This is a genomic window from Streptomyces sp. NPDC031274 (assembly GCF_055570235.1).
This window is the reverse complement of record NZ_JBVIHP010000002.1, coordinates 227,456-251,998: the sequence shown is the minus strand read 5'-3', so window position 1 is coordinate 251,998 and position 24,543 is coordinate 227,456. Positions and strand designations below refer to the sequence as shown.

Here is a 24,543-nt window from a genome sequence, read left to right as displayed (position 1 = left end):
CGCCGTCCCTCAGCCGTGGCCGCCATCGAGAACGTGGCGTTCACGGCTCGCGAGCACGCCGGCCCACATCTGGAGGACGAGCAGGCCGATGAGCACCATGAGCGGCGCGTCCATACCCGCGTCCTGGAACAGGGTCGGAACCCACGTCAGGGTCGCGTAGTAGCTCAGGCTCTGCAGACCCATGAGCGCGGTCACGGCGATGGCGACCGGATCGCGTGTCAGGGCGCGGACGGAGGGCTCGCCCGCATCGGACGGGGCGTCGGCGACCTCGTGGGTCCGGGGATCGCGGACGGGAGTGCGCCGCAGCTGCGGGACGAGGATGAGGAAGGCGACGAGGGCGGGGATCGCCCACAGCGCCAGAGTGGGTCGCCAGCCGCCGCCGACCAACGAGAGCAACGGCACCGTGGCGCCCGCGGCGAAGGCGGCGCCGACGGAGAGCGCGGTCGCGTACAGGCCCATCATCAGGCCGACGTGGCGCGAGAAGTCCCGCTTGATCGCGGCGGGCATGATGACGTTGGCGATCGCGATCGACGCGCCGACGATGACCGTGCCGGTGAAGAGGCCGACGAGGCTGGGCTGCAGACGCAGGGCGATGCCGGCAGCGAGCGCGATCATCTCGGGGGTTGCACACGCGCGGGGGGCGGAAGGCCGATCAGCCGCTGACCGTGCGCCGACAGTGGTCGGCGTCCTGCGGCTCGCCCAGTCGGCCCACCTCCGGCCAGGGACAGTGCCCCGCAGGAGCCCGGCAGGGTATTCGGATCCGTGGACCTTCCGGATTGGTCCAGAAGATTTCCTCCCTCAAAAGGAGTGCCGGACCAATCCGTGCCCCGCCCGCGCTCCGGATCCCGGGTGTGAGTGAAGAAGCGAGAACATCGAGGCACCTGGGCAGATGCCGGCTGGGCGGGCTCGGCTCCTTGAGCGGTCTGCTGGCCGGTTACTCCGCCCTGGCCACGGCTGAGCTCGTGTCAGTGGCGGTACGCCCGGAGTCGAGCCCGGTGATCGCGGTGGGCGGGGCGGCGATCGACCGCACGCCGCCCGCGGTGAAGGACTGGGCGATCCGGCAGTTCGGGACGGACGACAAGCTCGTCCTGCAACTGGGCATCCTCGCCGTCCTTACCCTCCTCGCGCTGACGCTCGGAGCGCTGGCGGCGCGCTTCCGGCGCATCGGCTCCGCCGGGGTCCTCCTGTTCGGCGTCATCGGGGCCTTCGCCGCGACGAGCCGACCCGACTCCACGAGCCTCACGGACGCACTGCCGTCGGTGGCCGGTGCCGTGGTGGGAGCAGGGCTCCTCTACTACCTCGTCGGACGCCTGCGTCCGCGTCCGCGCCTGCCTCTGCCTCTGCCTCTGCCTCTGCCTCTGCGGTCAGCGAAGGCCCCCGCAAACGCGGTTCAGGCATCCGAAGCATCCGAAGAGCAGACGGGCTGGGACCGGCGGGGGTTCATCGTCGCCGCGACGGCCGCGGCAGCCGCCTCCACGGGGGCCGGTCTGCTCGGCCGCTCCCTGAACGGCGCTCAGGGCCAGAACGCCGTCGCCTCCCGCAATCAGGTCAGGCTGCCCGCCCCGGCCTCGCCCGCCCCGCCGACTCCCAAAGGCGCGGCGCTGCGGGTCAAGGACGTCAGCCCGTTCATGACGCCCAATCAGGACTTCTACCGAGTCGACACCGCGCTGGTGGTACCCCAAGTCGACGCGACCGCATGGAGGTTGCGGATCCACGGCAAGGGCGTCACCCGCGAGAAGACCCTGACCTTCGCGGATCTGCTGCGCATGCCGCTGATCGAACGGAACATCACGCTGGCCTGCGTCTCGAACGAGGTGGGCGGCCCGTACGTGGGCAACGCCCGCTGGATCGGCGTGCGTTTGGCCGACCTCCTGACACAGTGCGGCGTGAAGCCGCCGTCGAAAGGCGGTCCCGCGGACCAGTTGGTCGCGCGGTCCGTGGACGGGATGACCATCGGCAGCCCGGTCGAGGACGTCATGGACGGCCGCGACGCGATGCTCGCCCTCGGGATGAACGGCGAGCCGCTGCCCTTCGCGCACGGGTTCCCGGTGCGCATGGTGGTCCCCGGCCTGTACGGCTTCGTGTCCGCCTGCAAGTGGATCCAGGACATCGAGCTGACCACGTTCGACGACTACGACCCGTACTGGGTGAAGCGGGACTGGGCGCGCAGGGCGCCGATCAAGACCCAGTCCCGGATCGACACGCCCAAGCCGTTCGCCCGCCCCAAGTCCGGCGACACCGTGATGGTCGCGGGAGTGGCCTGGGCCCAGCACCGCGGTATCGACAAGGTCGAGGTGCGCGTGGACGACGGCGCCTGGCAGCAGGCCGATCTGGCCGCCGAGGACACCCGGGACACCTGGCGCCAGTGGTCCTTCCCCTGGAAAGCCACCTCCGGCGGCGGCCACACCCTGACGGTCCGGGCCACTGACCGGACGGGCGAGACACAGACCCAGAAGCGGACCCGCACGATCCCCGACGGGTCCAGTGGCTGGCATTCGGTGGTGATCACCGTGGATTGACCGACCTTCCCGGCTGTTCCCGGAACCGGAACCGCCCCTCCCTCACCACGCGCAATCAATCAAGGAGTAGAAATGAACGCCATCACCCGCCGTACCCGTCGTGGAGCCCTCGTTCTCGCCGCGGCGGCGATGCTGCCGCTGGCCCTGACCGCCTGCTCCAGTGACGACAGCAAGGACAAGGCGTCATCGGACTCCAAGTCGTCCGCCGCCTCGGACAAGGCGACCGACAAGGGCAACGACAGCGCGGGCGACACCAGCAGCATGGACGAGCCGTTCGGTCCGGCCTGTTCCTCGGTACCCAAGGACGGCAAGGGCAGCTTCGACGGCATGGCCAAGGACCCGGTCGCCACGGCCGCGTCCAACAACCCGGACCTGTCGACCCTGGTGACCGCGGTCAAGAAGGCCGGTCTTGTCGACACCCTGAACAACGCCAAGGACCTCACGGTGTTCGCGCCGACCAACGACGCCTTCGCGAAGATCCCCAAGGCTGACCTGGACAAGGTCCTGAACGACAAGGCCATGCTCACCAAGGTCCTCACCTACCACGTGGTGGGCCAGAAGCTGGCGCCCAAGGACCTGGAGAAGGGATCGTTCGAGACGCTGGAGAAGTCCAAGCTGACGACTTCGGGTTCGGGTGAGTCCTACAAGGTCAACGACTCCGCCAACGTGGGCTGCGGCAACGTGAAGACCGCCAACGCCAACGTCTACATCATCGACACGGTCCTGATGCCGAAGAAGTGATGACGCGCGGGTGCGGGGAGGGCTCTGGGCCGAGCACGAGGTGACGGTCCGGCGAGCGGGGCGCAAGACCCTTCCCGCACCCGCGTGTGGGTCACCTGCTGGTGCTCGGCATCGAGGGATTCCCCTCGGGGGCGACGGGCGCGCCCATACCGTGAATCCACCCGCACCGCTTGCGATGGCATGATCGACCTCGCAACGAGGGCCCCCTCACCCTTCCTTCAGCGGAAACACGCCATACGGCACGAAGGGGCATCTATCTAAATATCGCCTACCAAATCGGTCAAACAATTGATATCCAAGGCTTCGCGGGCGCTTTCACGAACAGACCGCAAGATCAATTTCACCGCGTGGCGCCAACCACGGGCCATCCTGTGGGCCACGGCCGTCGCGGTCGCCCTCGGGTTCCTCATCGCCCTTGAGATCGCCGCGCGCCACTACGGCGGCGTACCGGGGCCGATCACCAACCAGGTGCGAGAGGTGCTGTTCGCACCCAAACCCGGCCCGCTGTACGGCGGTCTGATGCTGATGATGGTGGTGCTCACCTGGCGGCAGCGATTCATCGCGCTCGGTACCGCGATCGGCATCGACATCATCTTCGTCCTGGCGCGGTGGGCGGCGGGCACCAAGGTGCCCGAGGGCCAGTTCTTCGGCAACGGCGCCCTGTGGGCGATGCTGGGCTGCGCGGTCATCGCGATCACACGCCGCACCGGCCAGGAACGCGTCCTGCTCCTGAAGGGCGTCGGCCTCGGCCTGCTCCTCGTCGCCGGCCGCAAGACCGGCGACACCTGGCTGCTCATCACGTCGAAGACCCGCCCGACCGTGCTCGACCCGTACGTGGCCATCGCCGACCACGCACTGGGCAACCCGTCATGGCTGGCGGGCCGGATACTCCGGGCCAGCGGCCCGGTCACCACCCACGTCCTCGACCTGGTCTACGCCCAACTCGCGGTGGCCGCGATCGTCGTCGCCCTCTACCAACTGCGCAACGTGGCAGCCGAGCGCCGCTTTCCGCGCCACCATCTGGTGCGCACCTTTCTGGTCATCGGCCTGCTCGGCCCCGCCATCTACATGATCTTCCCGGTGGTCGGCCCGATCTTCGCCTACGGCCCCGGCACCTCCGGCACCGGCGGCGTGCAGTGGGCGGTGGCCGACCTGTGGCCGAACACGCCCCCGCCGATCAGCGCCCCGCACCCCGTGCCGTACGACGGGATCACCCCTCGCAACTGCGTGCCCAGTCTGCACACCGCGTGGGCCACCGCGATCTTCATCCACTCCCGCAAGGGCCCACGACTTCTGCGATACGCGGGGACGTTCTGGCTCGTCGCCACGCTCAGCGCGACGCTGGGCTTCGGCTACCACTACGGCGTGGACCTCATCGTCGGCGTGGTGTTCGCGCTCACCGTCGAGGCGGCCCTGCGCTCGTTCGACCGCGGCTGGGACCGGCAGGGCATCCAGCTGGTCGCCCACGGCACGACGGTCTTCGCCGCGCTCCTGGTGGCGTACCGCTATCTGCCGATGGACATGGCCAGGCATCCCGAGGTGTTCGGACCGCTTCTCCTGCTGGCGATGGCCTCGGTGATCTACGGCTACGTACGGACCACCAGGCTGTGGGAACCGAAGGCCGCACCAGCCATCCAGGCGAAACCACAACCCGAACTGGTCTGAGTCGTCCCGCCCGGATGAGGAACCGCCGGTCTGCCGCGCCGGTGCACCGTTCCTCGACCGCTTCGGCTCCCGCGGCGGTGTCGCTGTCCGGTGGACGCTCGCCCTGTTGCCGGATGTGGGGTGATCCGGGAAGGGCATGGGCGAGAATCGGGGGGTGCCGGAGTACCGCTCGATCACCGCGCTGGACAGGCTCCTCGACGACCTGACCGTCGGCGAGGCCCGCCGCCGTCAGCTCGGCATGGTCCGTGGCGAACTGCTGCGGGCCCTGTCACGTGACGCACTGCCCGTCGGCGCCCGTCGCTCACTGCGCCGCCTCCTCGAACCGGACGCACTCGGCCCCTACCTCCGCATCGCGGAATCCGGCGCACTGCGAGCACGACTGGTCAAGGGCGGGCGTCCACCCACCTCCCAGCCGACCAACGAAGCCCGAAAGCACTGCGTGGACGTGCTGCGCGAGGCGATCGGCCTGCCCGGACTGCGCCTCGGCGGCGGCGCGGTGCTGCTGCAGCCCACACCGGAGTTCGGCGACCTGGCAGCCCTGCGCAACCGCCTCGACCAGAACCTCGCCGGCCACCTGTCACCGGGCCTAACCCGCCTCACCGCGGTGCTCGCCCTCATCCTCGACACGGCCCCACGCTCCGGCGAACTGGTCGCACTGCGCCTGTCCCACCTCGCCCCGGACCACCGCGCGCTGTACATCGAACGGCACCCCCAGCACGGCAGCAGCCGGCCGACGGAGCGCGACTGGTTCGCACTGTCACCGCTGAGCCGCGCCGCACTCACCCGATGGCTTCCGCTACGCCGGGAACTGGTCGAACGCGCCCACGGAACCACGAAACTCTGGGTCAGCCTGCGCCCCAACCACACCGGACTGCTCGACGACGACGGCCGGGCCACACTCCGCCCGGCCGGACTCCCCCTCGAAGAGAACGGCCTGATCACCAGCTACCGCCGCGGCCGCACCCACTACGACCTCACCCGCCTGCTCCCGCCGAAGCCGGAGCAGCTGCGCCGCGCGGTCATCGCCGAAACGCCGCCCACCGTCGCGGCGGCCGAAGCCCGGCCCTGATCCGAGCAGCGATCCGAGCGGGCCGAAGGGCTTGTTATTAGCGAACAGCCGACAACGGGGGCACGCATGCGACCGACGCGGAGCTACCGAACCCCTGAGCCGGTCAGGACGAACCCGCGGTATCCGTCCAGGGCGGCGGCGTCGCACTGTGCCCGGTACCGGTCAAGGCCTCCGGTGTAGGCCAGGAACACCCGGGGTTTGTCCGGCACGTTCGCTCCTGTGTACCAGGAGGCGACGGCCGGGTAGAGCGTCAGATCGGCGAGGTCGGCGACGTGGTCGCACCACTTCTCCTCGGCGTCCGCGGTGGCGTCGATCTCGGTCAGGCCGCCCTCTCGCAGGTGTGCGATGCAGTCGGTGATCCACTCCACGTGCTGCTCGATGGCCACCACCGCGTTGCTCAGCACGGACGGACTCAGCGGGCCGATCACGGTGAAGAGGTTGGGGAAGCCGGACGACAGGAGGCCCAGATGGTTGCGAGGTCCTTCGGCCCACTTCTCCTGGAGTGTGGTGCCGCCCTTGCCGACGATGTCGATGGCGACCTGTGAGCCGGTCATGGCGTCGAAGCCGGTGGCGAAGACGATCACGTCGACGGCGTGGTCCCGCTCCGAGGTTCTGATGCCGCTCGGTGTGATCTCCACGATCGGGGTCCTGGCGAGGTCCACGACGTCGACGTGCGGCTTGTTGTACGTGGCGTAGTAGCCGGTGTCCAGGCAGGGACGTTTGGTGCCGTAGGGCAGGCCGCGCGGTGACAGCGTCTCGGCCGTATCGGGGTCGCTGACGATCGTGCGGATCTTGGAGCGGACGAACTCGGCGACGGTCTCGTTGGCGGCCGCGTCGACGAGGATGTCGTTGTACGTTCGCAGCAGGCCGCTGAGCAGGCCGGACTCCCAGGCAGCCGCATAGGTGGCGGTGCGCTCGGCGTCGTCGGCCTCCAGGGCGGACCGGGTGGGCGGCTCGAAGACGGTGCCGCCCCTGGACTGCCGCTGGGCGGTCCGGAACTGCGGGTAGCGTGCCTTCAGTTCGGCGTTCTCCTCGGCGGACAGCGGACGGTTGTGGGCGGGGAGCGCGTACACCGGGGTCCGCTGGAAGACGGTGAGGGCGGCGGCCTGCTCGGCGATGAGCGGGATGGCCTGGACGCCGGAGCAGCCGGTGCCGATCACCGCGACCCGCCTGCCGGTGAGGTCGACGCCCTCGTGCGGCCAGTCGGCGGTGTGCAGGGCCCGGCCCTCGAAGGCGGCGGCGCCGGGGATGTCCGGTTCCTTGACGGCCGACATGCAGCCGGTGGCCAGGATGACGAACCGGGTGGTGAGCGTCTCCCCGGTGTCGGTGGTGACCTGCCAGAGGTGGTCGTCCTCGTCGTACTCCGCACGTGTCACGCGGGTGCGCAGCGTGATGTCCGCACGCAGCCCGAAGCGGTCGGCGACGTGGTGGAGGTAGCGCAGGAGCTCCGGCTGCGTCGCGTACCGCTCGCTCCACTCCCACTCCTGGTCCAGTTCGGGCGAGAAGGAGTAGGAGTACGACGTGCTCTCGACGTCGCAGCGCGCGCCGGGGTAGCGGTTGCGGTGCCACGTACCGCCGATGTCGTCGCACGCCTCCAGGACGCGGACCGAAAGGCCCAGTTCGCGCAGGCGGTACAGCTGGTACAGGCCGGAGAAGCCCGCCCCGACCACGACGGCGTCGAGCTGCGGGACGGTGGGTGGGGATGGGGGCAAGGGCGGGGGGACGCTGGGCATGCCGTTCTCCTGACGGGTCACTGAGGGGGTGCGTCAACTCGCGGTCGGGCGTGGGGCGGTGTGCCGAGGGCGGGCGGCGCGGGCCGTGAGGGGGATGACGGTGAGCGCGAGCACTCCCCCGCAGACGGCAAGCAGCGGGTAACTGCCCCCTGCCACGACGAGGCCGGAGACCATGCCGCCGGTGGCTCCGGCGAGCGACATCCCCACGTCGACAAGACCCTGTGTGGAGGCGCGTGCCTCGGCGGGTGCGGCTTCCGCGACCATCGCGGTGCCGCTGACGAGCGCCATGTTCCAGCCGATGCCGAGCAGCACCATCGCGGTGGCGAGCAGGGCGGTTCCCACCGCGCCGGTGGGCGGCGCGAGGGCGGCCAGGAGCCCGGCGGTGAGCAGTACGCCTCCGGAGGACGCGGCCACGGGCAGGCTCCCGAGCCGGTCCACCACGAGGCCGGTCAGGGGAGAGGGCAGGAACATGGCGCCCACGTGCAGGCCGATCACGACCCCGGCCAGCTGTGTGCTGTGCCCGTGGTGGGTGAGGTGCACCGGGGTCATCGTCATGATGGCGATCATCACGAGCTGCCCGCTGATCATCACGGCCGCGCCGGTGACGACCCCGGGTCCGATACGGCGTACGCGCTGCTCGCCCGCCTTCGGCCCTGCGGCGTCCTGGTGCTGTCGGCTCCGGGCGAGCAGGAGCGGGTCGGGGCGCAGCCAGAGGGCGATGACGAGGGCGGCGGCCGTGTAGGCGACGGCGGCGAGGAGGAAAGGGCCGGTGAGGCGGGGCAGACCGAGGGAGTCGGCCAGGGTTCCGGTGGGGCCGACCAGGGCGGGTCCTGCCACCGCGCCGAGCGTGGTGGCGAGGAGCACGGTGCCGGTGGCGCGACCGCGTTTGTCGGGCGGTGCGAGGTCGGTTCCGGCGTACCGGGCGAGCAGGCCGGTGACCGTGCCTGCGCCGTACACGAAGAGGGCGAACAGGAGCAGGGGCACGGTGCGGGACCAGGCGGCGACGATCACGCCGATGCTGCCCAGGGCGGCGGCCGCGTGCCCGAGGGCGAGCCCGGGGCGGCGGCCCCACCGTTCGGAGATCCGGCCGATGAGCAGGGCACCGAGCGCGCCTCCCGCGGTGAACAGGGCCACGGGCAGTCCGGCGAGGCCGGTGGAGCCGAGGAGATCCTGTGCGAGCAGCGCGCCGACGGTGATGCCCGCGGCCATTCCGGCGCCGCCGAGCGCCTGCGAGGCGACGAGTACGGTCAGGATGCGGCGTTGCACCTCGGGTCCGGCGAACTGCGGGGTGCGGGCCGCCGTTGTCACGCCGTGGGCCCGTCGGAGGGGTCCAGGGCGGAGATCTCGGCCAGGCTCATGTCCATCTCCTGGTGGAGGAAGCGGACGATGGTCCAGTGCGGGAGCGCGTCCTCGTCGAACGGGCCGAACGCGGCGGCGTAGAACGGAATCCAGCGCAGGGCTTCCTCGGCCGCGACCCGGCGTCCCTCGTCGGCCCGGCCGCCACCCTGGTCACCGTCCTGGTAGTCGGTGTAGGCGATGCTGCGGTGGTGGATGAAGTCCCCTCCGGGCAGGCGCTGTTCGCACAGCTCCCGGTATTCGCGGGTCTGCAGGATGAGGAAGTGCCAGATCTCGTCGATCTCCTGCTCCACCGGCAGGAAAAGGCCGCCGAGCCGGTCGGGGTGGCGGGAGACCAGGTACAGGTAGCGCAGACATTCGCGCACCTGGTGCTCGACATGGGTGCGTTGGTGTCCCGTCTTCGCGGTGAAGTACGCGACGACCTCCCCGTGCAGCGCGCTGCCCAGGAGGTCTTCAGCGGTGGGGGCGGGAACTGCTGACGTGGCTGAGGTGGTCACGAGGCGGAGTCCTGTTCGGGCGTGAGGGGGACGGTAGTCGGTGGAGGCGGATCGGAGGGACCGGTCTGCCCGGTGCGGGCGGCCGCACCGCGTCCCTCCTGACCGCCGCCGGTCAGGAGGGACGCGCCAGCCAGACATATTTGCCGGAACGGCCGATCGGCAGGTCGGTCCGGTGCTCCAGGGTGCAGGGGCGACCGGTGAGTTCCCCGACGAGCCCTTCGAGGTGCTCGGCCGGAGCCGCGTCGAGCGGGGTGCCGTCGAAGGTCGAGTAGCGCAGGGTGACGTCGTCGGACGTCTCGGACAGGCGCAGTTGGGCGAGGAAGACGCGGTCGGACGCGTCGTGGACGCGGGCGTCGAGGTCGGCTTGGGCGACCGGTCCGCCCGGCGCGTCGAGCAGTTCCTTCTCCCGGCCGCAGAAGGCCGCGATGCGCTCGGGGTCGGTGGAGCCGTCGAAGGTGCGCACACAGTCGCCGGAGCGGTAGCGCACGAGCGGCATGAAGGGGTTGCGCAGGCTGGTGACGATGAGGCAGTGGATGCCGCTGCCGGGGGCGACGGGGATGAGCTCGACGCTCATGTCGTCCAGGTGCGGCCGGTAGCGGCCGGTCTCGGGGTCGCTGGAGAAGAGATAGCCCAGTTCGGTGCTGCCGAAGAGGTCCACGACGGGGCAGTCGAAGTGCCGGTGCAGCAGGGCCCGTACGTTCAGCGGCGTGTACTCGTAGGCGTGGACGATGCTGCCCGGCTGCGGGAACTCGTCCCAGAGCCCCCAGGCGTCCACCTTCTGTACGAGGTGGGCGAGGTGATAGCCCGAGCAGTCCAGATGGTAGGTGCCGGTGGGGTGGGCGTCGCTGACCTCGCGGATCTCGGCGAGCATGCGGCGGACCTCTACCCGGTCCCAGTCGGCCGGGTCGAGGGTGTTGTTGAGGTAGAGCGTGCGGTCGTCGAGCCAGCGCTCTCCCGGGGTGGCGCCCGGGTTCTTGGCGTTGACGCGGGCGACGTGCTCGGTGGCGAGCACGGTGGTCAGGGAGATGCGCTTGGCGCCCGCCTCCCAGGTGGCGCGCAGGTCGGGGTGTTCGCTCCAGAGCCGGTAGTACGAGCGGAGCAGGAAGTACGGCGGCCGGATCAGCTGCATCCTGGCGTGGTTGGTGCCGGTCGACAGGACGAACTCCGCCTCGCCCGACTCCAGGGCCGCGGCGAGGTCCGGCGTCATCCAGTTGTCCGGGAAGCCACGGGCGATCTCGGGCTTCTCCAGGATCGGGAAATCCCGCCGGGCGACGGACGCGCGGTAGATCGGGATGTCCCGGACCCGGTCGACGACGTGCGGGCTTGGCAGCGGGCTCATGTGTTCTCCGTGAGGGCGGGAGGGCCGGGGCCGCCGCCGAGAAGGGACGGCGGCGACCCCGGCGTGGGGGGATGCGGGTCAGGAGATACAGCCGCTCTTGCCGGCGACGCTGATGCAGCCGGCCTTCGGGGTGGCGCTGATGCAGCCGTCCTTGGCGCCCTGCGCCGAGTTGGCGGCCACCCACTTCGACCAGTTGGTGTCCTGGGTCATCTGCTTGATCAGCTTGTCCATGACGGACCTCCTCAAGTGCCTGGGAAATGCGGAACGGGCAACGAAATGGATCTTCATCGACCGTCGATCGAAGGTAAAGACATGGTCAATCGCGTGTCAAGGGATGGTCAAGCCGAGTGGCGCGAAATGGTTACTCGAATCTCTCGAACGAATAGGGGAACAGCGAGGCGATCCGTCGCGAGCGACCTCCCGACGCGCCTTTCACCTGCGATTTCGAACTCCGGAGTGCGGTAATCCTGAGATCGGTCGCGTCTTCCGTCAGATCGATCCGCCGGATCGACGTGGCTTGACTGCCTGCGTCCGGCCGCCGGATGGGCAGTCGCGAGCAGTTGTCAGCAGTCGCGAGCACCGCGCAGATACTCGCGTCGGCAGAGCCCGCGTCGCCTGACCACGCCGACCGGGCGGAGGGCCCTCGGCAGCACGGCGCTCACGCTCCCGCTCGGCTCAGACCGGCTCGGACCGGACCGGCTCGGACGGGACAGGCCTGGCTCGGACGGGACAGGCCCGGCTCGGAGGTCGATCCAATCCATCCGATCCACCCCGCCGTCTCGTTCCCATGCTCTCTATGTGAGACGGCGTTCCAGGATCTCTGCGGGATGCCTAAGGTGATGCGCATGTTCGGACCCGCACGTCAGCTCGCTCTCGCGCTCTTCGCGGCCACGCCGTGGAGCGTCGACGACGCGCTCTGTCGCCGCTGACGCCTCGCTCCGCGCTCACGCGAGCACCGCCTGTCCGATCCCCTCTGCCGTTCCCGGAGACCCCCTTGACCACCGCTGCCGATGCCGGGGCGCCGCCCCGGTCCGCCCTGCTCGCCCCTGCCCCCACCTCTGCCCCGGCCCCTCCGAGCGAGGCCTTGCCACCGGTCCGGCGGATACCGCTGGCGGTCGCGGGCGCCATCGGCGTCGCGCTCACCGGCTACGTCTTCGCGGAGCACGGGGCCAAGCCCGGCGTCCTGCTGCTGCTCGGCATCGGACTCGGGTTCGCCCTGTTCCACTCCCGGTTCGGCTTCACCTCCGCCTGGCGGCAGCTGGTGGCCGTCGGCAACGGCACCGGACTGCGCGCCCACACCCTGCTGCTCGGCACCACCGCGACGCTCTTCGCCCTGATCATCGGCACCGGCAGCGGCCTGTTCGGTTCGGTACCCGCACCCAGTGCGGGGCCGATCGGAGTGGCGCTGCTCATCGGCGCCTTCCTCTTCGCCATCGGCATGCAGCTCGGCGGCGCCTGCGCCTCCGGGACCCTCTTCGCCGTCGGTTCCGGCCAGGGCACCATCGTGCTCACCCTCCTCGGCTTCATCACCGGCTCCACGCTCGCCGCCTGGCAGTTCGGCCTCTGGAACGATCTGCCCGCGCTCGATCCGTATGTGCTCTCCGACCACGTCGGCTGGTTCGGCTCCTGGGCGGTGACGATCGTGGCGCTCGCCGTGATCTGGTTCATCGCCCGCGCCGTGCAGGCCCGCCGCACTCCCCCGCCGGTCGGCACACCGCCGTCGGCGCGCGGTGCCCTGCGCCGTACGGTGCGGGGCTCCTGGCCGCTGGCCGCGGGCGCCGTGGTCCTTGCGGTGCTCGGCGCCGGCGTGCTGCTCGTATCGGGCGGCGCCTGGGGCGTCACCAGCGCGTTCGCCCTGTGGGGCTCGAAGGTCGTGGGCGTACTCGGCGGCGCCCCTGAGGCCTGGGCTTTCTGGCAGAAGCCCGATAGCGCGGCCCAGCTGTCGGGGCCGGTCCTCGCCGACAAGAACAGCCTCACCGACATCGGCATCATGGTCGGCGCGGCCGTCGCCGCGGCCGCCGGCGGCGTGTGGCAGCTGCACCGCGACATCCCCGCCCGCACCGCGCTCGCCGCGGTCATCGGCGGCATTCTGATGGGCGTCGGCGCCCGTCTCGCGGGTGGCTGCAACATCGGCGCCTACCTCGCCGGCATCGCCTCCGGCTCCCTGCACGGCTGGATCTGGGCCGTCGTAGCCATCCTCGGCACCTGGGCCGGCCTGCGCCTGCGCCCGCTGTTCGGCCTGGGCAACCCGAAGCCGACGGACAGCGTCTGCTGACTCTTCGACGCACCCCACCTCGTGGGGTGCGTACGCGGTGGACCGGGCTGAGTTCGTACGCGGTGGGGACCGGGCTGAGCACGTACACGGTGGACCAGGCCACGGGTTCGAGCGACCCGGACCACCTGCCTCGGCTCAGCCCAGAGCGTCCATCAGAGCGGTGACATAGGCATCCAGCCGCTCCCCCACGGCGCGTGTCGTCAGCTCTGCCCTGCCTGCCTCACGCCACGGCCGCGCCACCCACTGCACTTCTTCCGAGAACGCCAACGCGTCCCGCACCTGCCAGTACAGCCGCTCGCTCGCGGCCGCGGCCAGCACCCCGCCGGCCTCCTCATACGCCTCAGCGAACCGTAGACCCCACGCCGGGCCGTGCAGCAGCGCCAGATTGGTGGAGCAGTGCGCCACATCGAGATCCGCGGGGCCCCAGGAGGTCGCCGCCCAGTCGACGACTCCGGCGATCCGGGCACCGCCCGGCTCTGAAGGCGGCACGTCGAACAGCACGTTGCCGGGCTGGAAGTCCCGGTGCAGGAATCGCCCTTCGTAGGGCGGTGTGGGCTTGCGGATCACCTCGATCGCCGAGGCCCATGCCGCCGCGTCGGCGCCCTTCGGCACCACGACCGTGTCGGCAGTCGTCAACGCCACATACTTCCGGGGCCGTGTCGCGGGCCGCAGCGCGTGGATCGCCACGAGCTGACGAGCCAGCGCAGGAACGCGTCTCTCCACTCCCTCGTCATCGAGGACCGTCCGGCCCTCCAGATGTGTCATCAGAAGCGACGGATACTCGCAATGCGCGGCGGTCAGGTCAACCGCGATCAGCCCAGGAGCCGACACACCGCTCCCCGCGAGCAGGGTCAGCGCGCCCGCCTCCCGGTTCAGCCAGTCCTCGGCCTGCCTCACGTAGAACGGGTCGACGAAGCTCCGCAGCACCACGTACCGGGTGCCACCGTCCCGTGTGGCGACGGTCAGCCGTCGCATTTCGGCCGTGATGCCTCCGTGCAGGGCCTCGGTTCTGACGACCCGTTCACCGACCTCCAGGTGCCGACTCACCCAAGCCAGGGTCAACGGCCGGACAGCCACCGCCTCATCGTGGTTGCTCACGGTGCCACCTCATCATCCGGACAGCTGCGCACGAAAGTCATTTAGGAGGCGGCACCAGCGCCGAGGTCCTGGCGGAGGAAGCCCGCGAAGCCGGGCACCCGGTCCAGCGATCCAACCGAGGCCGCCTTGCGATGACAGGATGTCCGTCGGGGAATCGGGGAGCCGGGAGTCGGGTATCCGATTCGCGAGATCATGGGGGCATGAGTGGCGGGAACAGCGCTTGAGGCGTTGGACGATCTGCCGTGGGAGCGGCTGGAGTCGGCGCTCGCGCACCACCCTCCCAAAGAGGTGCGGAGAGCGCTGCGTGGCCTGGCACTCAAGGGCGCGGCGGCGACCGAGGAAGACTGCTATTCCCTGTACGACTGCTTCGCGCTGGGCACCGGACGCGTGACTTCCGTCGCAACTGCCTTGCTGCCGTTCGTCGTTGCCCTCGTCGGCGATCCGGACATGGGCGCCCGGGTCACACTCGTCCAGCTACTGACGAGCTTGTCCGAGACGGCGGCCGAAGCCGACCCGGACCTGGTGGACGCGGGGTGGCACGAGCAATGGCGGCTCCAGCGCCCCCAGGTCAGTGCGCTGCTCGCGGACCCCCTGCCCGAGGCGCGCAGGGAAGCCCTGCCCCTCGCAGAGAATGTCGGCGTGCTGCTGGAGCGGTGGCACACCGAGACGGACCCGACGGTGCGGCTGCCCGTGCTGCTCGCGCTGGGGACCGCCGCAGCCGGCTCCGCCCACACCGGGCAGGTGGACCGGGTGCGGGCGGTGGTGGCCGAGGCCCTGCGGACGGACGGTCCCGTCATGCGGGTCGCGGCCGTGCACGCCTGGGCAGCGTTCGATCCCCAGGCGGCGGTCCGTGAACTGGACCTGCTGGTGGAGGCTCTGTCCGACCCAGCCACGCGTCCGCAGTTCGAGGCGATCTGGTACGTGCCGGACGTCGACGCTGTCTTCACCCGTGAGGATGTCGTCTCCTGGACGGCCCACCTGTTCGAGGGCGCTCCGCGGACGGCACTCGCCTTCGTCGTGCGGCTCATCGGTGCGGCGCGCCACAACGGGGACACCCTGCTGTGCCGCGCCGCGTTGGACGAGGGGTGGCAGCTGCTGGTGGTCCGTCCGTCCGCGGCGTCCGCGCTGTTGCCGCTCGCGGGCGCGCTGCTCGCGGAGCCGGACGACGGCGTACGGTACCGGGCAGCACATCTGCTGGCCGTACTGGGTGCGCGGGCGGCTCCGTACGCGGACGAGTTGGCCGCGCTCCTCGACGACCCGGGCGAGGCCGAGTTCCTTGAGGGGACCGTCGGCGACCACGCTCGCTGGGCCCTGACCCGCATCGGCGACGAGCGCGCCCTGCCCGGCCTTGTCGAGCGGCTGTACGCGCCCTACCGGGGCCAGTACTCACGCGCGTACGTCTTGGGCGAACCCCGCCTGCCAGAGGTCGAGGACGTCCTGACCCCACTGCGGGGGCACGCGCGGGCCCTGCTGCCCGCGGTGCGGAAGCTGCTCCGGGACGACGGCGTGGACGGCTTGCTGACCTGCTGCTTCCTGGCCGTCCTCACCGCGTGGGGGCCACCCGCGGCGCCCGCGCTGCCGGAAGTGGTGGCCCTGCTGGACGACACCCGTTACTCGCTGCACGCCGTCGACGCGCTGGTGGCGATGGGACCGGCTGCCGAGTCAGCCGAGCCCGCGGTGCGCCGCTGCACGGTCCTTGACCACCCAGGCAATCACCACAAGGTGGCGTGGGCGGCCTGGCGCCTGGGCGGCGACCGCGACGAGGCACTTCAACTCATCGGTGAGGCGGTGCTGACCGCGGAGGGACCGCTGTACGGTCCCGTGGGCTTCCTCGGCGATTTCGGACCGGCGGCCGCGCGCCATGCCGACCGGGTGCGGCATGTGATGGAGCACGGTGACAGCTGGCTGCGGCTGCGTGCGGCGGTGGCACTGTGGTCGATCACCGGCGAGCCGGAGCCGACTCGATCCGTCATCGAGGAGTACCTCCTTCCTCTCGCCGATGGCGGCGACGCCTACGGCTCGTACTTCCTCGACGCGCTGCGCGCCCTCGCCAGGATCGGCACAGTCTCGCCGGTGGCGCGGGCAACTCTGCGTACGGCGCGGGGATCCGACCGGCGGCTGTCGACGCACCGGGACTACCGCGCGTTCATGCGGGACGAGGAGATCCGGTCCGCGATCGACGACGTCCTCGCCCTGCCCTGACGACCGGGCCGGAGGGACGCCCCGTACACCTCGCCCGCGTGTCGACACGCGGGGCGGGATGCCTGCGTCGCGGTCGCCACATACGTGGAGGAGAGGCAGGCCGGGGCCCGCCCCGCCCGGCGCGAGCGGTGGCCGCGCGAAACCGGGCGGCCACGCCGGGAACATCCGGTCCGGCCCACACGGTTGCATCGACCGAGGCACCGGCGCCGCACGGGCGGGAGTACGGAGACCGCCAGGTCGTCCGCCCGCCGGGATCCGGGCTCTCGCTACACCCGCCACGCACTCGGACCAAGACGTATTCCTGCAGGAGGACTGTTTTATGACTGACCGGCCCTTGACGCTCATGGCAGTACACGCCCACCCCGACGACGAGGCCACCGGAACCGGAGGAATCCTCGCGCGGTACGCCGCGGAAGGAATCCGTACGGTTCTCGTGACGTGTACCGACGGCGGTTGCGGTGACGGACCGGGAGGTGTCAAGCCGGGCGAGCCCGGGCATGATCCGGCGGCCGTCGCCTTGATGCGCCGTCAGGAACTCGAGGCGAGCTGTGAGGTCCTGAAGGTCAGCGATCTGGAGATGCTGGACTACGCCGACTCCGGGATGATCGGCTGGCCGAGCAATGACGCCCCCGGATCTTTCTGGCGTACCCCCGTGGAGGAAGGCGCCGCCCGACTCGCCGAACTCATGCGGCACTACCGGCCCGATGTGGTCGTCACCTACGACGAGAACGGCTTTTACGGCCACCCCGACCACATCCAGGCCCACCGCATCACGATGGCGGCGCTGGAGATGACCGCGCTGACACCGAAGGTGTACTGGACGACGATGCCCCGCTCGGCGATGCAGAAGTTCGGGGAGACCATGCGCGAGCTCGGGGACATGCCGGAACCGGATCCTGCCGAGGCCGCCGCGCTGGCCGAGATCGGCCTCCCCGACGACGAGATCACCACGTGGGTGGACACCACCGCGTTCAGCGGTCAGAAGTTCGATGCGCTGGCCGCACACGCCAGCCAGGGCGAGAACATCTTCTTCCTCAAGATGGGCAAGGAGAGGTTCGGCGAGTTGATGGGCATGGAGACCTTCGTACGGGTCAAGGACGCCACCGGCGCGCCCGCGTCCGAGGACGATCTCTTCGCCGGACTGCGCTGAGCCGCCGCCCGTCAGGCCGGGGCCCGGGACTGCTCATCGGCCGCACGGGCGCGATCCAGCGGGCCGCACGCCCGAGGGTGCATGCGGCGATGTACTTCCGGTTCGACGGCGGCCTCATCGACCGCATCGGGGAATACTTCAACGTCGTGCCGCTCGGCGAATCCATGCCGCCGTCCGGATCGCCCGACCGGCGCTGACCGCGGCCGCTCCGGGCCAGTGCGTGACGTCGGCCTTCAGGACCTGATCGTGGTCCTGAAGGCCGACGCTGTCGTACGGCCGGGGGCGCCCCGGTAGGGCTTCGCACTGTTGCTCAGTCCTTGTTATTCAGTCCTTGTTGTTCAGTCTTTCGAGGTGGCTGCCCGGTTCCGCCGACCTGCGGGACGTCGGGCCGTACACGGGGTAGCCGGTGGTCGAAAGGTGGGGGTAGCACTGTCGCCGCGAGCTGTCGGACGCCGCTAGCTTCATGGCTGACCGCCACCGTTCAAGGACTTGGAGTCACCGACATGACGATGCGCCTACGCCCACTCTGGGTTGTCCTCGCAGGCGGGTTGGCTGCAACAGGGCTCAGCGCTTGCGGGCCCGGGGAGACCTTCGAAGACGACGCGTCGCTGAAGGAGCGGATCACATCGGTGCGGCTGGACACGGGCACCGGCAGCGTCACACTCCGCGGCCGAAAGGGCCTCGACAAGATCTCCGTGCACCGCGAGATCACGTATCACGGGGACAAACCCGATGGCTCGACCCATCGGGTCGATGGGGGGCGGTTGACCCTTGAGGGCTGCGGCGACGACTGCAAGGTGGACTACACGGTGGAGGTGCCCGCCAAGGTGGCGGTCGACGGAGAGACGTCGAGGGGCGACGCCGATCTGTCCGACGTGGGACCAGTGGACCTGAGGACCGACTCGGGCGACATCACGTTGGAAGGAGCAGCGGGAGAGGTGAAGGCCCGGACCTCCAACGGAAACATCAACGGGAAGGACCTTCGGGGCAGCCGGATCGACGCAGAGACCTCCAACGGCGAGATCGACCTGGCCCCCGGAAAGGCGCAGGACATCCGCGCCAAGACCTCAAATGGAGAGTTGACACTCAATCTGCCCGACAGCAGCTACCGGATCTCGGTGAAGACCGGCAACGGGGACAAGGACATCGGCGTCCGCAGCAATCCGTCCGGCGACCACCGGATCGAACTGACCAGCGGCAACGGAGACATCTCCGTCAATCCCTCGTGAGCGCCCAGGCGGTGCCTGACTCTCCCGGATGGCTCGCCGCGGCATGGTGATGAAGCGCCCCGTCCCCGCACGCGAACGGCGGGTGCCCCGGCCGGGACACCCGCCGCCCATGTGCAGGGTGGGCCGCCACGCTCGCGGAAGATCAGGCAGCGAGCCCGTTGTCCACGGCAGCGGAGAAGCCGAGCTTGTCCACCGCCTGGTAGTACGTCCAGGCGGTCGCGTCGCACGACGTCTTCTTCGCGCCGCTGTAGGCCGCGCACACTCTCTTCAGGTCCGCGTAGAAGGCGCTGTCGATGCGTGCCTTGTTCGCGTCGAAGGTGCCCGCCTCCTTGTAGTTGCGGTAGCCGAAGTCGTGCCGCGCACAGGATGTCTGGAAGGGGAAGCCGAAGGGGTTGTCGGGGGACGAGGAGCAGTAGTCCGTGGACCAGTTGAACTTGTACTCGCTCCACGCGCCCTGGTTGGCACGGGCCGCGACCCAGGCGTTGTAGCTGCCCGCGTCGGTCTGGGACCAGCTGCTGAGCACCTTCGCTTTGTCGGCCGGCACGGCGGCAGCCGGCGCGGCAGCGACTCCGAGCGCGAGGGTGAGGGAAGCGGCGCTCACGGTGAGAGCGGAGAGTAGACGACGCATGAGGTTTCCTCCGGTGGGAGTTGTCGGTAGTGATCGGTAGCGCTACGGACAGCGAAGGGGTGTGTTAACTCACCTGAGTTCAGGGCGAGTTCGAGAGGTTCAGGGACAGTTGTGTTCTTGCCATACGACGGACACGACACACCCGGACTGCCGGGGCGTGTCGACGTACCGAACAGCCCGTGCCACACCGGCCGTTCGCGGCTCGGCGCACGGACCGCGGGCGAGAGCCCCGGCAGCCGCCGCGAGCCGGGCCGGCTTGTGGGCAGCCAGCAGCGCCTCACGGCCGTGTCCGGCGGGAATCGCGAGGCCGAGGCCGACCGGGGTCTCCGCCAGCGCGTGGACCGCCAGATCGCCGTGCGCGACGGACGCGAAGTGGACGGGAGTCGCATGGCCGCCACGCCGCACGGCCGCCGTGCGGCCATGGACGACACCGCAGTACGGGCACGGTCCGTCGTCGATCACGACGCATTCCGGCCCGGCGGCCCCCAGCGCACCGGCCAGCAGCAGCCGCAGTCCGGCGCGGCTGTCCCGCTCCCTCCCGGGCGGGAGCGGGTCGAGCCACTGGGTGCGCAGCTCGACCACGGCGATGGGGCGGGTCACCGCGGGTGGCGGCGCCATGAGGTCGAGCGCGGGCGCGGGCAGCAACGTATGCGCACGTGCCCAGCCGCCGTCGGGGTTGGTGGACGGCAACCGGCATCCGCTCTCGTCCATGGCGTCGCACCTCCAGTCGTGCCGTGGAATCAGGGCCGATCAGGGCCGGGCGGCGGCCATCTGCTCCATGAGCGCGACGAACTCACCCGTCCTCGCGTCGAAGCGCGGGGACGCCATGAAGCCCCGGGTGTCGGACATGCTGTTGAGGCCGCCGATGTAGCCGGATCCGGTGTCGTAGTCGTAGTCGAGAAGCCAGGGCGAACCGCTGGAGCCCGGCGTCATGTTGGCGCACTCCACCTGCCACAGGTTCAGCGGCGGGACGGTGGGTTCGATCAAGTCCGCGCAGAATTCCTGGTGTTCACCGTCGTAGGGCGGGCCCGAGTAGCCCATGACGGAGACCTCCTCGCCCGTGCGGGCGTCAGGCACGATCTGGTAGCCGCCCGCCGCGTCGACCACCGTCTGGCCCTTGGCGTTGTCGTTGGTGATGACCATGCCGTAGTCGTGCTCCCAGTCCGGCTCGGTACCGCTGCTCCACAGCGGCGACGTGGCGATGTTCCAGGCCGTGAACCTGCCGAACGGCTCGCCGCCGTCCTGGCGCGCCGGAATGAAGACGACGTTCTTCATCCATGTGCCGCCCGGCCCTTCGTGGAGGCAGTGGGCGGCCGTCAGGACGAGGAACTCGGAATCGCTGTCCACAGCGGTCGCGGTGCAGTAGTCCGGCTTCCCGTTGGCATGCTCGAAGACGAGCTTGCCGACGGCGGTGGAGTACGGGCCGTCCACGGCGGCGCTGATGCGCGGATCGGCGCGTTCGCCGGTGGCCGCCGCCTGCGGCCCGTCCTTCTCCTCGCCGGTGGCGCGGCGCACCCGCTCCGGCGTCCAGTAGTCGAGGAGGGCCTGTTGCTTCCGCGCGGCGGTGCCGCCGTGCGCGCCGGGTACATCGATCACAGCGGCACGGCTGACGACGCCCGGGTCGCCGGGGGTCGACGCCTGGGCCGGCGAGCCGACCACGAGCCCGGAGGCGGCGACGGCCAAGGCCGCCAGCAAGGCCCTCAGGCGGGTTCTTCGGCGGGGGCCGGGCCGGGGCCGGGCACTGCTGTGACCCTCAGACACAGTTGAGTTCCTTTCGTGGCGTGTCGTGGACGAACCGCTCGGCGGACAGCGCCGAGACGTCGACGAACGGCTCGCGCCCCAGGTAGAGATCGCGCATCACCTCGCCCACCGCCGGTCCCTGCAGGAAGCCGTGGCCGGAGAAGCCGGTCGCGTACAGGAACCGGCCCGGCCCCGGAGCCTCGCCGATGAGCGCGTTGTGGTCGGGGGTGACTTCGTAGAGTCCGGCCCACCCGGTGGCGATGTCCGCGTCGAGGAGCTGCGGGGCTCGGACGGACATGGCCTCGGAGAGCCGGGGAAACCAGGTGTCCGAACGGGACAGGTCGAACCCCGGGGCCTGATCGGGGTCGGACATGCCGATCAGCACGCCCGGCCCCTCTCCGTGGAAGTAGAAGCTGGTCGAGAAGTCGATCGTCATGGGGATGCGCGAGGGTGCGTCCGGCAACGGCGCGGTGACGAGGATCTGGCGCCGGTAGGGCACCACGGGAAGGTCGACCCCGGCCATCGTCCCGAGCGCCGCCGACCAGGCACCGGCCGCGCAGATCACGGTGTCCGCCGTGACCGTGCCACGGTCGGTGACTACCCGGGTGGCTTCTGAAGCAGTCACTCCCCGTTCCACGCCAGTGACCTGACACCCCGTCACCAAACGGGCGCCGAGCCGTCGAGCGGCCGTCGCGTACCCGAGCACCACCGACTCCGGTGAGCAGTAGCCGTCGTCGGGCGAGTACGCCGCGGCCAGCACGCCGTCCGTGGAGATCAGCGGGGACAGCTCGCGGGCTTCGGCGGCGTCCAGCATGCGGCTGGGCACGCCGAGTCCGTTCTGCACGGCTACGTTGCGTTCGAACGCGACGACGTCCTCCGCTCGCGTGAGCAGGAAGAGATAGCCCTCCCGGTGCAGGTCGATCTCCTGGCCCGGGCGGCGCCCGAAGTCCTGGAACAACTCCAGACTCCGGGCCCCGAGGCGGATGTTGACGGCATCCGAGAACTGGGCGCGGACACCGCCCGCCGCTTTGCTCGTGGACCCCGATCCCAACGCGTCCCGCTCAAGGAGCAGCACGTCGTGGACACCGGCCTCAGCGAGGTGGAAGGCGATGCTGGTGCCCATGACGCCGCCGCCGACGATCACCACCTCCGCGGCGGAGGGGAGTTCCGGCGCGCGCTCTGCGACCCCCATCAGCTGGCCAGCCCTGCGGTGGCGTCCGGGGCGAAGACAGGCATGTGGCGTGGCAACGCGCCCCATACCTGCGGCGTGAAGAAGTGCCCGCCGGGCAGGACCTCCTGTGAGAACGGCCCGTCCGTCAGGTCCGCCCAGCCCTCGTGCAAGGGGCTCAACTCGGCCTCGCCCACCATGAAGTGGATGCCGGCCCGCAGCCGCTCCCCGGACTCGTACCGGTAGGAGGCGTAGGCAGCCATGTCCATGCGCAGCAGATCGACGGCCAGAGACCGCAGATCCGGGTCGGCGAGCACGGCGCGCGGGGCGCCGCCCGTCGCCTCGAGCCAGGACCCCAGATCGTCGTCCGGGGCGGCGGCCAGGGCGGCCGAGCGGGTTCCGGTCCAGTTCTGCGGGGCGATGTGCCCGGAGAGGACCAGGCTCTCCGGCCCTTCGGCGCCCCGGGCCTGGAGCGCGCGGGCAGCCTCGTAGGCGACCAGCGCACCCATGCTGTGCCCATAGAGCACGTAGGGCGCACGCACCTCGTTCTGGAGAGCCGAAACGCAGTCGTCGACCAGGCCCTGCCAGCCGCCGACGATCTGGTCGCCGAACCGGGACTCGCGGCCCGGGTAGCACAAGGCGCGCAGCTCTATGTCGACCGGCAATTTCCGGGCCCAGGGCCGGAATCCGACGGTGCCGCCACCCGCGAAACTGAGGCAGATCAGCCGACGCGATGCCCAGGGGCGCGGGTGCGGCCGGGTTATTCGGTTCATGATCGCTCCTCAGCTGCCGACTCTTCCTTGAGTACGTCGCGCAGCGCCTCCAGGGCGGTGGCGAGTTCGGTCTCCGACACCGAAAGCGGCGGCCGCAGACGCAGTTCGCGCTCGCCGGACCCGAGGAAGATCACCCCGTGCTTGTCGAAGGCCCGCGCGAGGATCCGGTTGCGCACCTCCTGGTCCGGCAGGGTGATGGCGCACATCAGGCCGCGACCGCGCGGGGCGCTGACGAGTTCCGGAAGGTCGGCGGCGAGTTCGCGCAGCCCCTTGAGCAGATACGCGCCGGTGGTGCGGGCCGCGGTGAAGAGCCCCTCACGCTCGACGACTTCCAGGATCCGGGTGGCCCTGACCATGTCGGTCAGGTTGCCGCCCCAGGTGGAGCTGAGGCGGCTCGATGCGCGGAAGGCGTTGTTCTCGACCTCCAGGACACGTCGGCCGCCGAGGACGCCGCACACCTGGGTCTTCTTGCCGAAGGCGATCAGGTCGGGCTGCAGGCCGAGGGTGTCGCAGGCCCAGCGGTCCCCGGTGAGGCCGAAGCCGGACTGCACCTCGTCCGCGACGAAGAGGGCGTCGTGGGTGCGGCACAGCTCGGCCATGGCGGTCAGGAACTGCGGGCGCAGATGACGGTCGCCCCCCTCGCCCTGGATGGGCTCGAAGATGAAGCAGGCGATCTCGTCGCGGTAGCGGCGGAAGGCGGCCCCGGCGGCGGCGAGCGCCTGCAACTCCTCGTCCAGGAGGTCCGGCTCGTCCCAGCGGTCCATGTCGTTCACGGCCGGGCTGGGGATGCGCGGCCAGTCGAAGACCGGGAAGTCCCGGATCTTGGACGGGTCGGTGTTGGTCAGCGACATGGTGTAGCCGGTGCGGCCGTGGAAGGCGAGTTCCAGGTGCAGGGCGCGCGATCCGCGCACCGCGATGCCGCGTGCCGCGTTGTGCTGGGTCTTCCAGTCGAAGGCGACCTTCAGGGCGTTCTCGACGGCGAGCGCGCCGCCGTCGATGAAGAAGACGTACGGCATGTCGTCCGCGGCGAGCGCCTTCATGAAGGCGGTGGCGAACCTGATCTGCTCGCCGGTGCCGAAGTCGGGGTTGGCCGGCTTCATGCGGGAGGCGGCGAGCAGAGCCTCGTCGAGTGCCGAGTCGCCGTGCAGTCCTGGATGGTTGTGGCCCAGCGGAGCGGACGCGTAGAACATCGACATGTCGAGGTAGCGGGAGCCGTCCCGCTCGTCCACCAGCCAGCAGCCGTTGCTGGCACGGACGTCCACGAGGACATCGGCGAAATCACCGGTGACATGAGTGCGGAGATAGTCGAGCGTGGTGTTGCTCATGGGGTGTTTCTCCCTAGGAGTGTCGGGTAGCCGGCT

At 70.3% G+C, this 24,543-nt stretch carries 21 protein-coding genes; 8 read left to right on the top strand and 13 right to left on the bottom strand.

Going from position 1 to position 24,543, the window contains the following annotated elements; genetic code table 11:
- Nucleotides 1-9: 9 nt before the first annotated feature.
- Nucleotides 10-615 carry an MFS transporter gene (locus ACZ5CR_RS04045; protein ID WP_468853333.1) on the bottom strand — a complete coding sequence of 202 codons (606 nt, stop codon included), beginning with the start codon at nucleotides 613-615 and terminating at the stop codon, nucleotides 10-12.
- A 299-nt stretch (nucleotides 616-914) separates the two neighbouring features.
- On the opposite strand from ACZ5CR_RS04045, the gene ACZ5CR_RS04040 reads away from it, so the two are divergent.
- The 4 genes from ACZ5CR_RS04040 (at nucleotide 915) to ACZ5CR_RS04025 (ending at nucleotide 5,994) form a co-directional block, all read left to right on the top strand.
- The gene (locus tag ACZ5CR_RS04040; protein WP_468853332.1) at nucleotides 915-2,519 is read left to right on the top strand and encodes a sulfite oxidase; all 1,605 of its coding nucleotides are present in this window, start codon (nucleotides 915-917) and stop codon (nucleotides 2,517-2,519) included.
- Nucleotides 2,520-2,600: 81 nt separating this feature from the next.
- A complete protein-coding gene (locus tag ACZ5CR_RS04035; RefSeq protein ID WP_468853881.1) occupies nucleotides 2,601-3,260 on the top strand; it encodes a fasciclin domain-containing protein in 660 nt (219 codons plus the stop codon).
- A 333-nt stretch (nucleotides 3,261-3,593) separates the two neighbouring features.
- Entirely contained in the window at nucleotides 3,594-4,925 is a 1,332-nt protein-coding gene (locus ACZ5CR_RS04030) for a phosphatase PAP2 family protein (RefSeq protein WP_468853879.1), read from the top strand.
- A gap of 136 nt (nucleotides 4,926-5,061) precedes the next feature.
- On the top strand, nucleotides 5,062-5,994 hold the full coding sequence (locus ACZ5CR_RS04025) for a hypothetical protein (protein ID WP_468853331.1): 933 nt from the start codon (nucleotides 5,062-5,064) through the stop codon (nucleotides 5,992-5,994).
- Nucleotides 5,995-6,077: 83 nt separating this feature from the next.
- Here the strand turns inward: ACZ5CR_RS04025 and ACZ5CR_RS04020 are convergent, their stop codons facing one another.
- The 5 genes from ACZ5CR_RS04020 to ACZ5CR_RS04000 all read right to left on the bottom strand — a co-directional run bounded on the left by ACZ5CR_RS04020 (nucleotide 6,078) and on the right by ACZ5CR_RS04000 (nucleotide 11,150).
- Nucleotides 6,078-7,727 carry a flavin-containing monooxygenase gene (locus ACZ5CR_RS04020; RefSeq protein WP_468853330.1) on the bottom strand — a complete coding sequence of 550 codons (1,650 nt, stop codon included), beginning with the start codon at nucleotides 7,725-7,727 and terminating at the stop codon, nucleotides 6,078-6,080.
- Nucleotides 7,728-7,760: 33 nt separating this feature from the next.
- Nucleotides 7,761-9,035 (bottom strand): MFS transporter, encoded by a 1,275-nt coding sequence (locus ACZ5CR_RS04015; protein WP_468853329.1) that lies wholly within the window; start codon nucleotides 9,033-9,035, stop codon nucleotides 7,761-7,763.
- Nucleotides 9,032-9,580 (bottom strand): glycine-rich domain-containing protein, encoded by a 549-nt coding sequence (locus ACZ5CR_RS04010; RefSeq protein WP_468853328.1) that lies wholly within the window; start codon nucleotides 9,578-9,580, stop codon nucleotides 9,032-9,034. Before ACZ5CR_RS04010 ends, ACZ5CR_RS04015 begins: the two co-directional genes overlap by 4 nt.
- Before the next feature lie 112 nt (nucleotides 9,581-9,692).
- Nucleotides 9,693-10,919, bottom strand: coding sequence for a hypothetical protein (locus ACZ5CR_RS04005; protein WP_468853325.1), 1,227 nt, complete (start codon nucleotides 10,917-10,919; stop codon nucleotides 9,693-9,695).
- Between the two features lie 78 nt (nucleotides 10,920-10,997).
- Nucleotides 10,998-11,150, bottom strand: a complete 153-nt coding sequence (locus tag ACZ5CR_RS04000; RefSeq protein ID WP_202120919.1) for a hypothetical protein — start codon at nucleotides 11,148-11,150, stop codon at nucleotides 10,998-11,000.
- 763 nt (nucleotides 11,151-11,913) lie between these two features.
- On the opposite strand from ACZ5CR_RS04000, the gene ACZ5CR_RS03995 reads away from it, so the two are divergent.
- Nucleotides 11,914-13,194, top strand: coding sequence for a YeeE/YedE family protein (locus tag ACZ5CR_RS03995; RefSeq protein WP_468853324.1), 1,281 nt, complete (start codon nucleotides 11,914-11,916; stop codon nucleotides 13,192-13,194).
- A gap of 135 nt (nucleotides 13,195-13,329) precedes the next feature.
- On the opposite strand, the gene ACZ5CR_RS03990 is transcribed toward ACZ5CR_RS03995, so the two are convergent.
- Nucleotides 13,330-14,292 (bottom strand): phosphotransferase family protein, encoded by a 963-nt coding sequence (locus ACZ5CR_RS03990; RefSeq protein ID WP_468853323.1) that lies wholly within the window; start codon nucleotides 14,290-14,292, stop codon nucleotides 13,330-13,332.
- 204 nt (nucleotides 14,293-14,496) lie between these two features.
- Between ACZ5CR_RS03990 and ACZ5CR_RS03985 the strand changes: the two genes are divergently transcribed.
- The 3 genes from ACZ5CR_RS03985 (at nucleotide 14,497) to ACZ5CR_RS03975 (ending at nucleotide 18,873) form a co-directional block, all read left to right on the top strand.
- Entirely contained in the window at nucleotides 14,497-16,494 is a 1,998-nt protein-coding gene (locus tag ACZ5CR_RS03985; RefSeq protein ID WP_468853322.1) for a hypothetical protein, read from the top strand.
- A gap of 319 nt (nucleotides 16,495-16,813) precedes the next feature.
- On the top strand, nucleotides 16,814-17,644 hold the full coding sequence (locus tag ACZ5CR_RS03980; protein ID WP_468853321.1) for a PIG-L family deacetylase: 831 nt from the start codon (nucleotides 16,814-16,816) through the stop codon (nucleotides 17,642-17,644).
- Nucleotides 17,645-18,273: 629 nt separating this feature from the next.
- Nucleotides 18,274-18,873 carry a DUF4097 family beta strand repeat-containing protein gene (locus ACZ5CR_RS03975; protein WP_468853319.1) on the top strand — a complete coding sequence of 200 codons (600 nt, stop codon included), beginning with the start codon at nucleotides 18,274-18,276 and terminating at the stop codon, nucleotides 18,871-18,873.
- Nucleotides 18,874-19,015: 142 nt separating this feature from the next.
- Here ACZ5CR_RS03975 and ACZ5CR_RS03970 read toward each other — a convergent pair whose 3' ends face one another.
- From ACZ5CR_RS03970 to lat, 6 genes are all read right to left on the bottom strand, one after another.
- Nucleotides 19,016-19,501 (bottom strand): phospholipase, encoded by a 486-nt coding sequence (locus ACZ5CR_RS03970; RefSeq protein ID WP_468853318.1) that lies wholly within the window; start codon nucleotides 19,499-19,501, stop codon nucleotides 19,016-19,018.
- A gap of 99 nt (nucleotides 19,502-19,600) precedes the next feature.
- Nucleotides 19,601-20,212 carry a hypothetical protein gene (locus tag ACZ5CR_RS03965; protein WP_468853316.1) on the bottom strand — a complete coding sequence of 204 codons (612 nt, stop codon included), beginning with the start codon at nucleotides 20,210-20,212 and terminating at the stop codon, nucleotides 19,601-19,603.
- A gap of 39 nt (nucleotides 20,213-20,251) precedes the next feature.
- Nucleotides 20,252-21,196, bottom strand: coding sequence for a trypsin-like serine peptidase (locus ACZ5CR_RS03960; protein ID WP_468853314.1), 945 nt, complete (start codon nucleotides 21,194-21,196; stop codon nucleotides 20,252-20,254).
- Nucleotides 21,197-21,254: 58 nt separating this feature from the next.
- A complete protein-coding gene (locus ACZ5CR_RS03955) occupies nucleotides 21,255-22,433 on the bottom strand; it encodes an NAD(P)/FAD-dependent oxidoreductase (RefSeq protein ID WP_468853312.1) in 1,179 nt (392 codons plus the stop codon).
- Nucleotides 22,433-23,182, bottom strand: coding sequence for a thioesterase II family protein (locus ACZ5CR_RS03950; protein ID WP_468853311.1), 750 nt, complete (start codon nucleotides 23,180-23,182; stop codon nucleotides 22,433-22,435). The genes ACZ5CR_RS03955 and ACZ5CR_RS03950 overlap by 1 nt, the downstream gene beginning before the upstream one ends.
- On the bottom strand, nucleotides 23,179-24,507 hold the full coding sequence (gene lat, locus ACZ5CR_RS03945) for an L-lysine 6-transaminase (protein ID WP_468853309.1): 1,329 nt from the start codon (nucleotides 24,505-24,507) through the stop codon (nucleotides 23,179-23,181). Before lat ends, ACZ5CR_RS03950 begins: the two co-directional genes overlap by 4 nt.
- Nucleotides 24,508-24,543: the final 36 nt, after the last annotated feature.

What these genes read in the sequence shown, in the direction of transcription:
- ACZ5CR_RS04045 (WP_468853333.1), bottom strand. Translation starts at nt 615, where the DNA reads ATGATCGCGCTCGCTGCCGGCATCGCCCTGCGTCTGCAGCCCAGCCTC.
- ACZ5CR_RS04025 (WP_468853331.1), top strand. Translation starts at nt 5,062, where the DNA reads ATGGGCGAGAATCGGGGGGTGCCGGAGTACCGCTCGATCACCGCGCTG.
- ACZ5CR_RS04020 (WP_468853330.1), bottom strand. Translation starts at nt 7,727, where the DNA reads ATGCCCAGCGTCCCCCCGCCCTTGCCCCCATCCCCACCCACCGTCCCG.
- ACZ5CR_RS04005 (WP_468853325.1), bottom strand. Translation starts at nt 10,919, where the DNA reads ATGAGCCCGCTGCCAAGCCCGCACGTCGTCGACCGGGTCCGGGACATC.
- ACZ5CR_RS04000 (WP_202120919.1), bottom strand. Translation starts at nt 11,150, where the DNA reads ATGGACAAGCTGATCAAGCAGATGACCCAGGACACCAACTGGTCGAAG.
- ACZ5CR_RS03980 (WP_468853321.1), top strand. Translation starts at nt 16,814, where the DNA reads ATGACTGACCGGCCCTTGACGCTCATGGCAGTACACGCCCACCCCGAC.
- ACZ5CR_RS03970 (WP_468853318.1), bottom strand. Translation starts at nt 19,501, where the DNA reads ATGCGTCGTCTACTCTCCGCTCTCACCGTGAGCGCCGCTTCCCTCACC.
- ACZ5CR_RS03965 (WP_468853316.1), bottom strand. Translation starts at nt 20,212, where the DNA reads ATGGACGAGAGCGGATGCCGGTTGCCGTCCACCAACCCCGACGGCGGC.
- ACZ5CR_RS03955 (WP_468853312.1), bottom strand. Translation starts at nt 22,433, where the DNA reads ATGGGGGTCGCAGAGCGCGCGCCGGAACTCCCCTCCGCCGCGGAGGTG.
- ACZ5CR_RS03950 (WP_468853311.1), bottom strand. Translation starts at nt 23,182, where the DNA reads ATGAACCGAATAACCCGGCCGCACCCGCGCCCCTGGGCATCGCGTCGG.
- lat (WP_468853309.1), bottom strand. Translation starts at nt 24,507, where the DNA reads ATGAGCAACACCACGCTCGACTATCTCCGCACTCATGTCACCGGTGAT.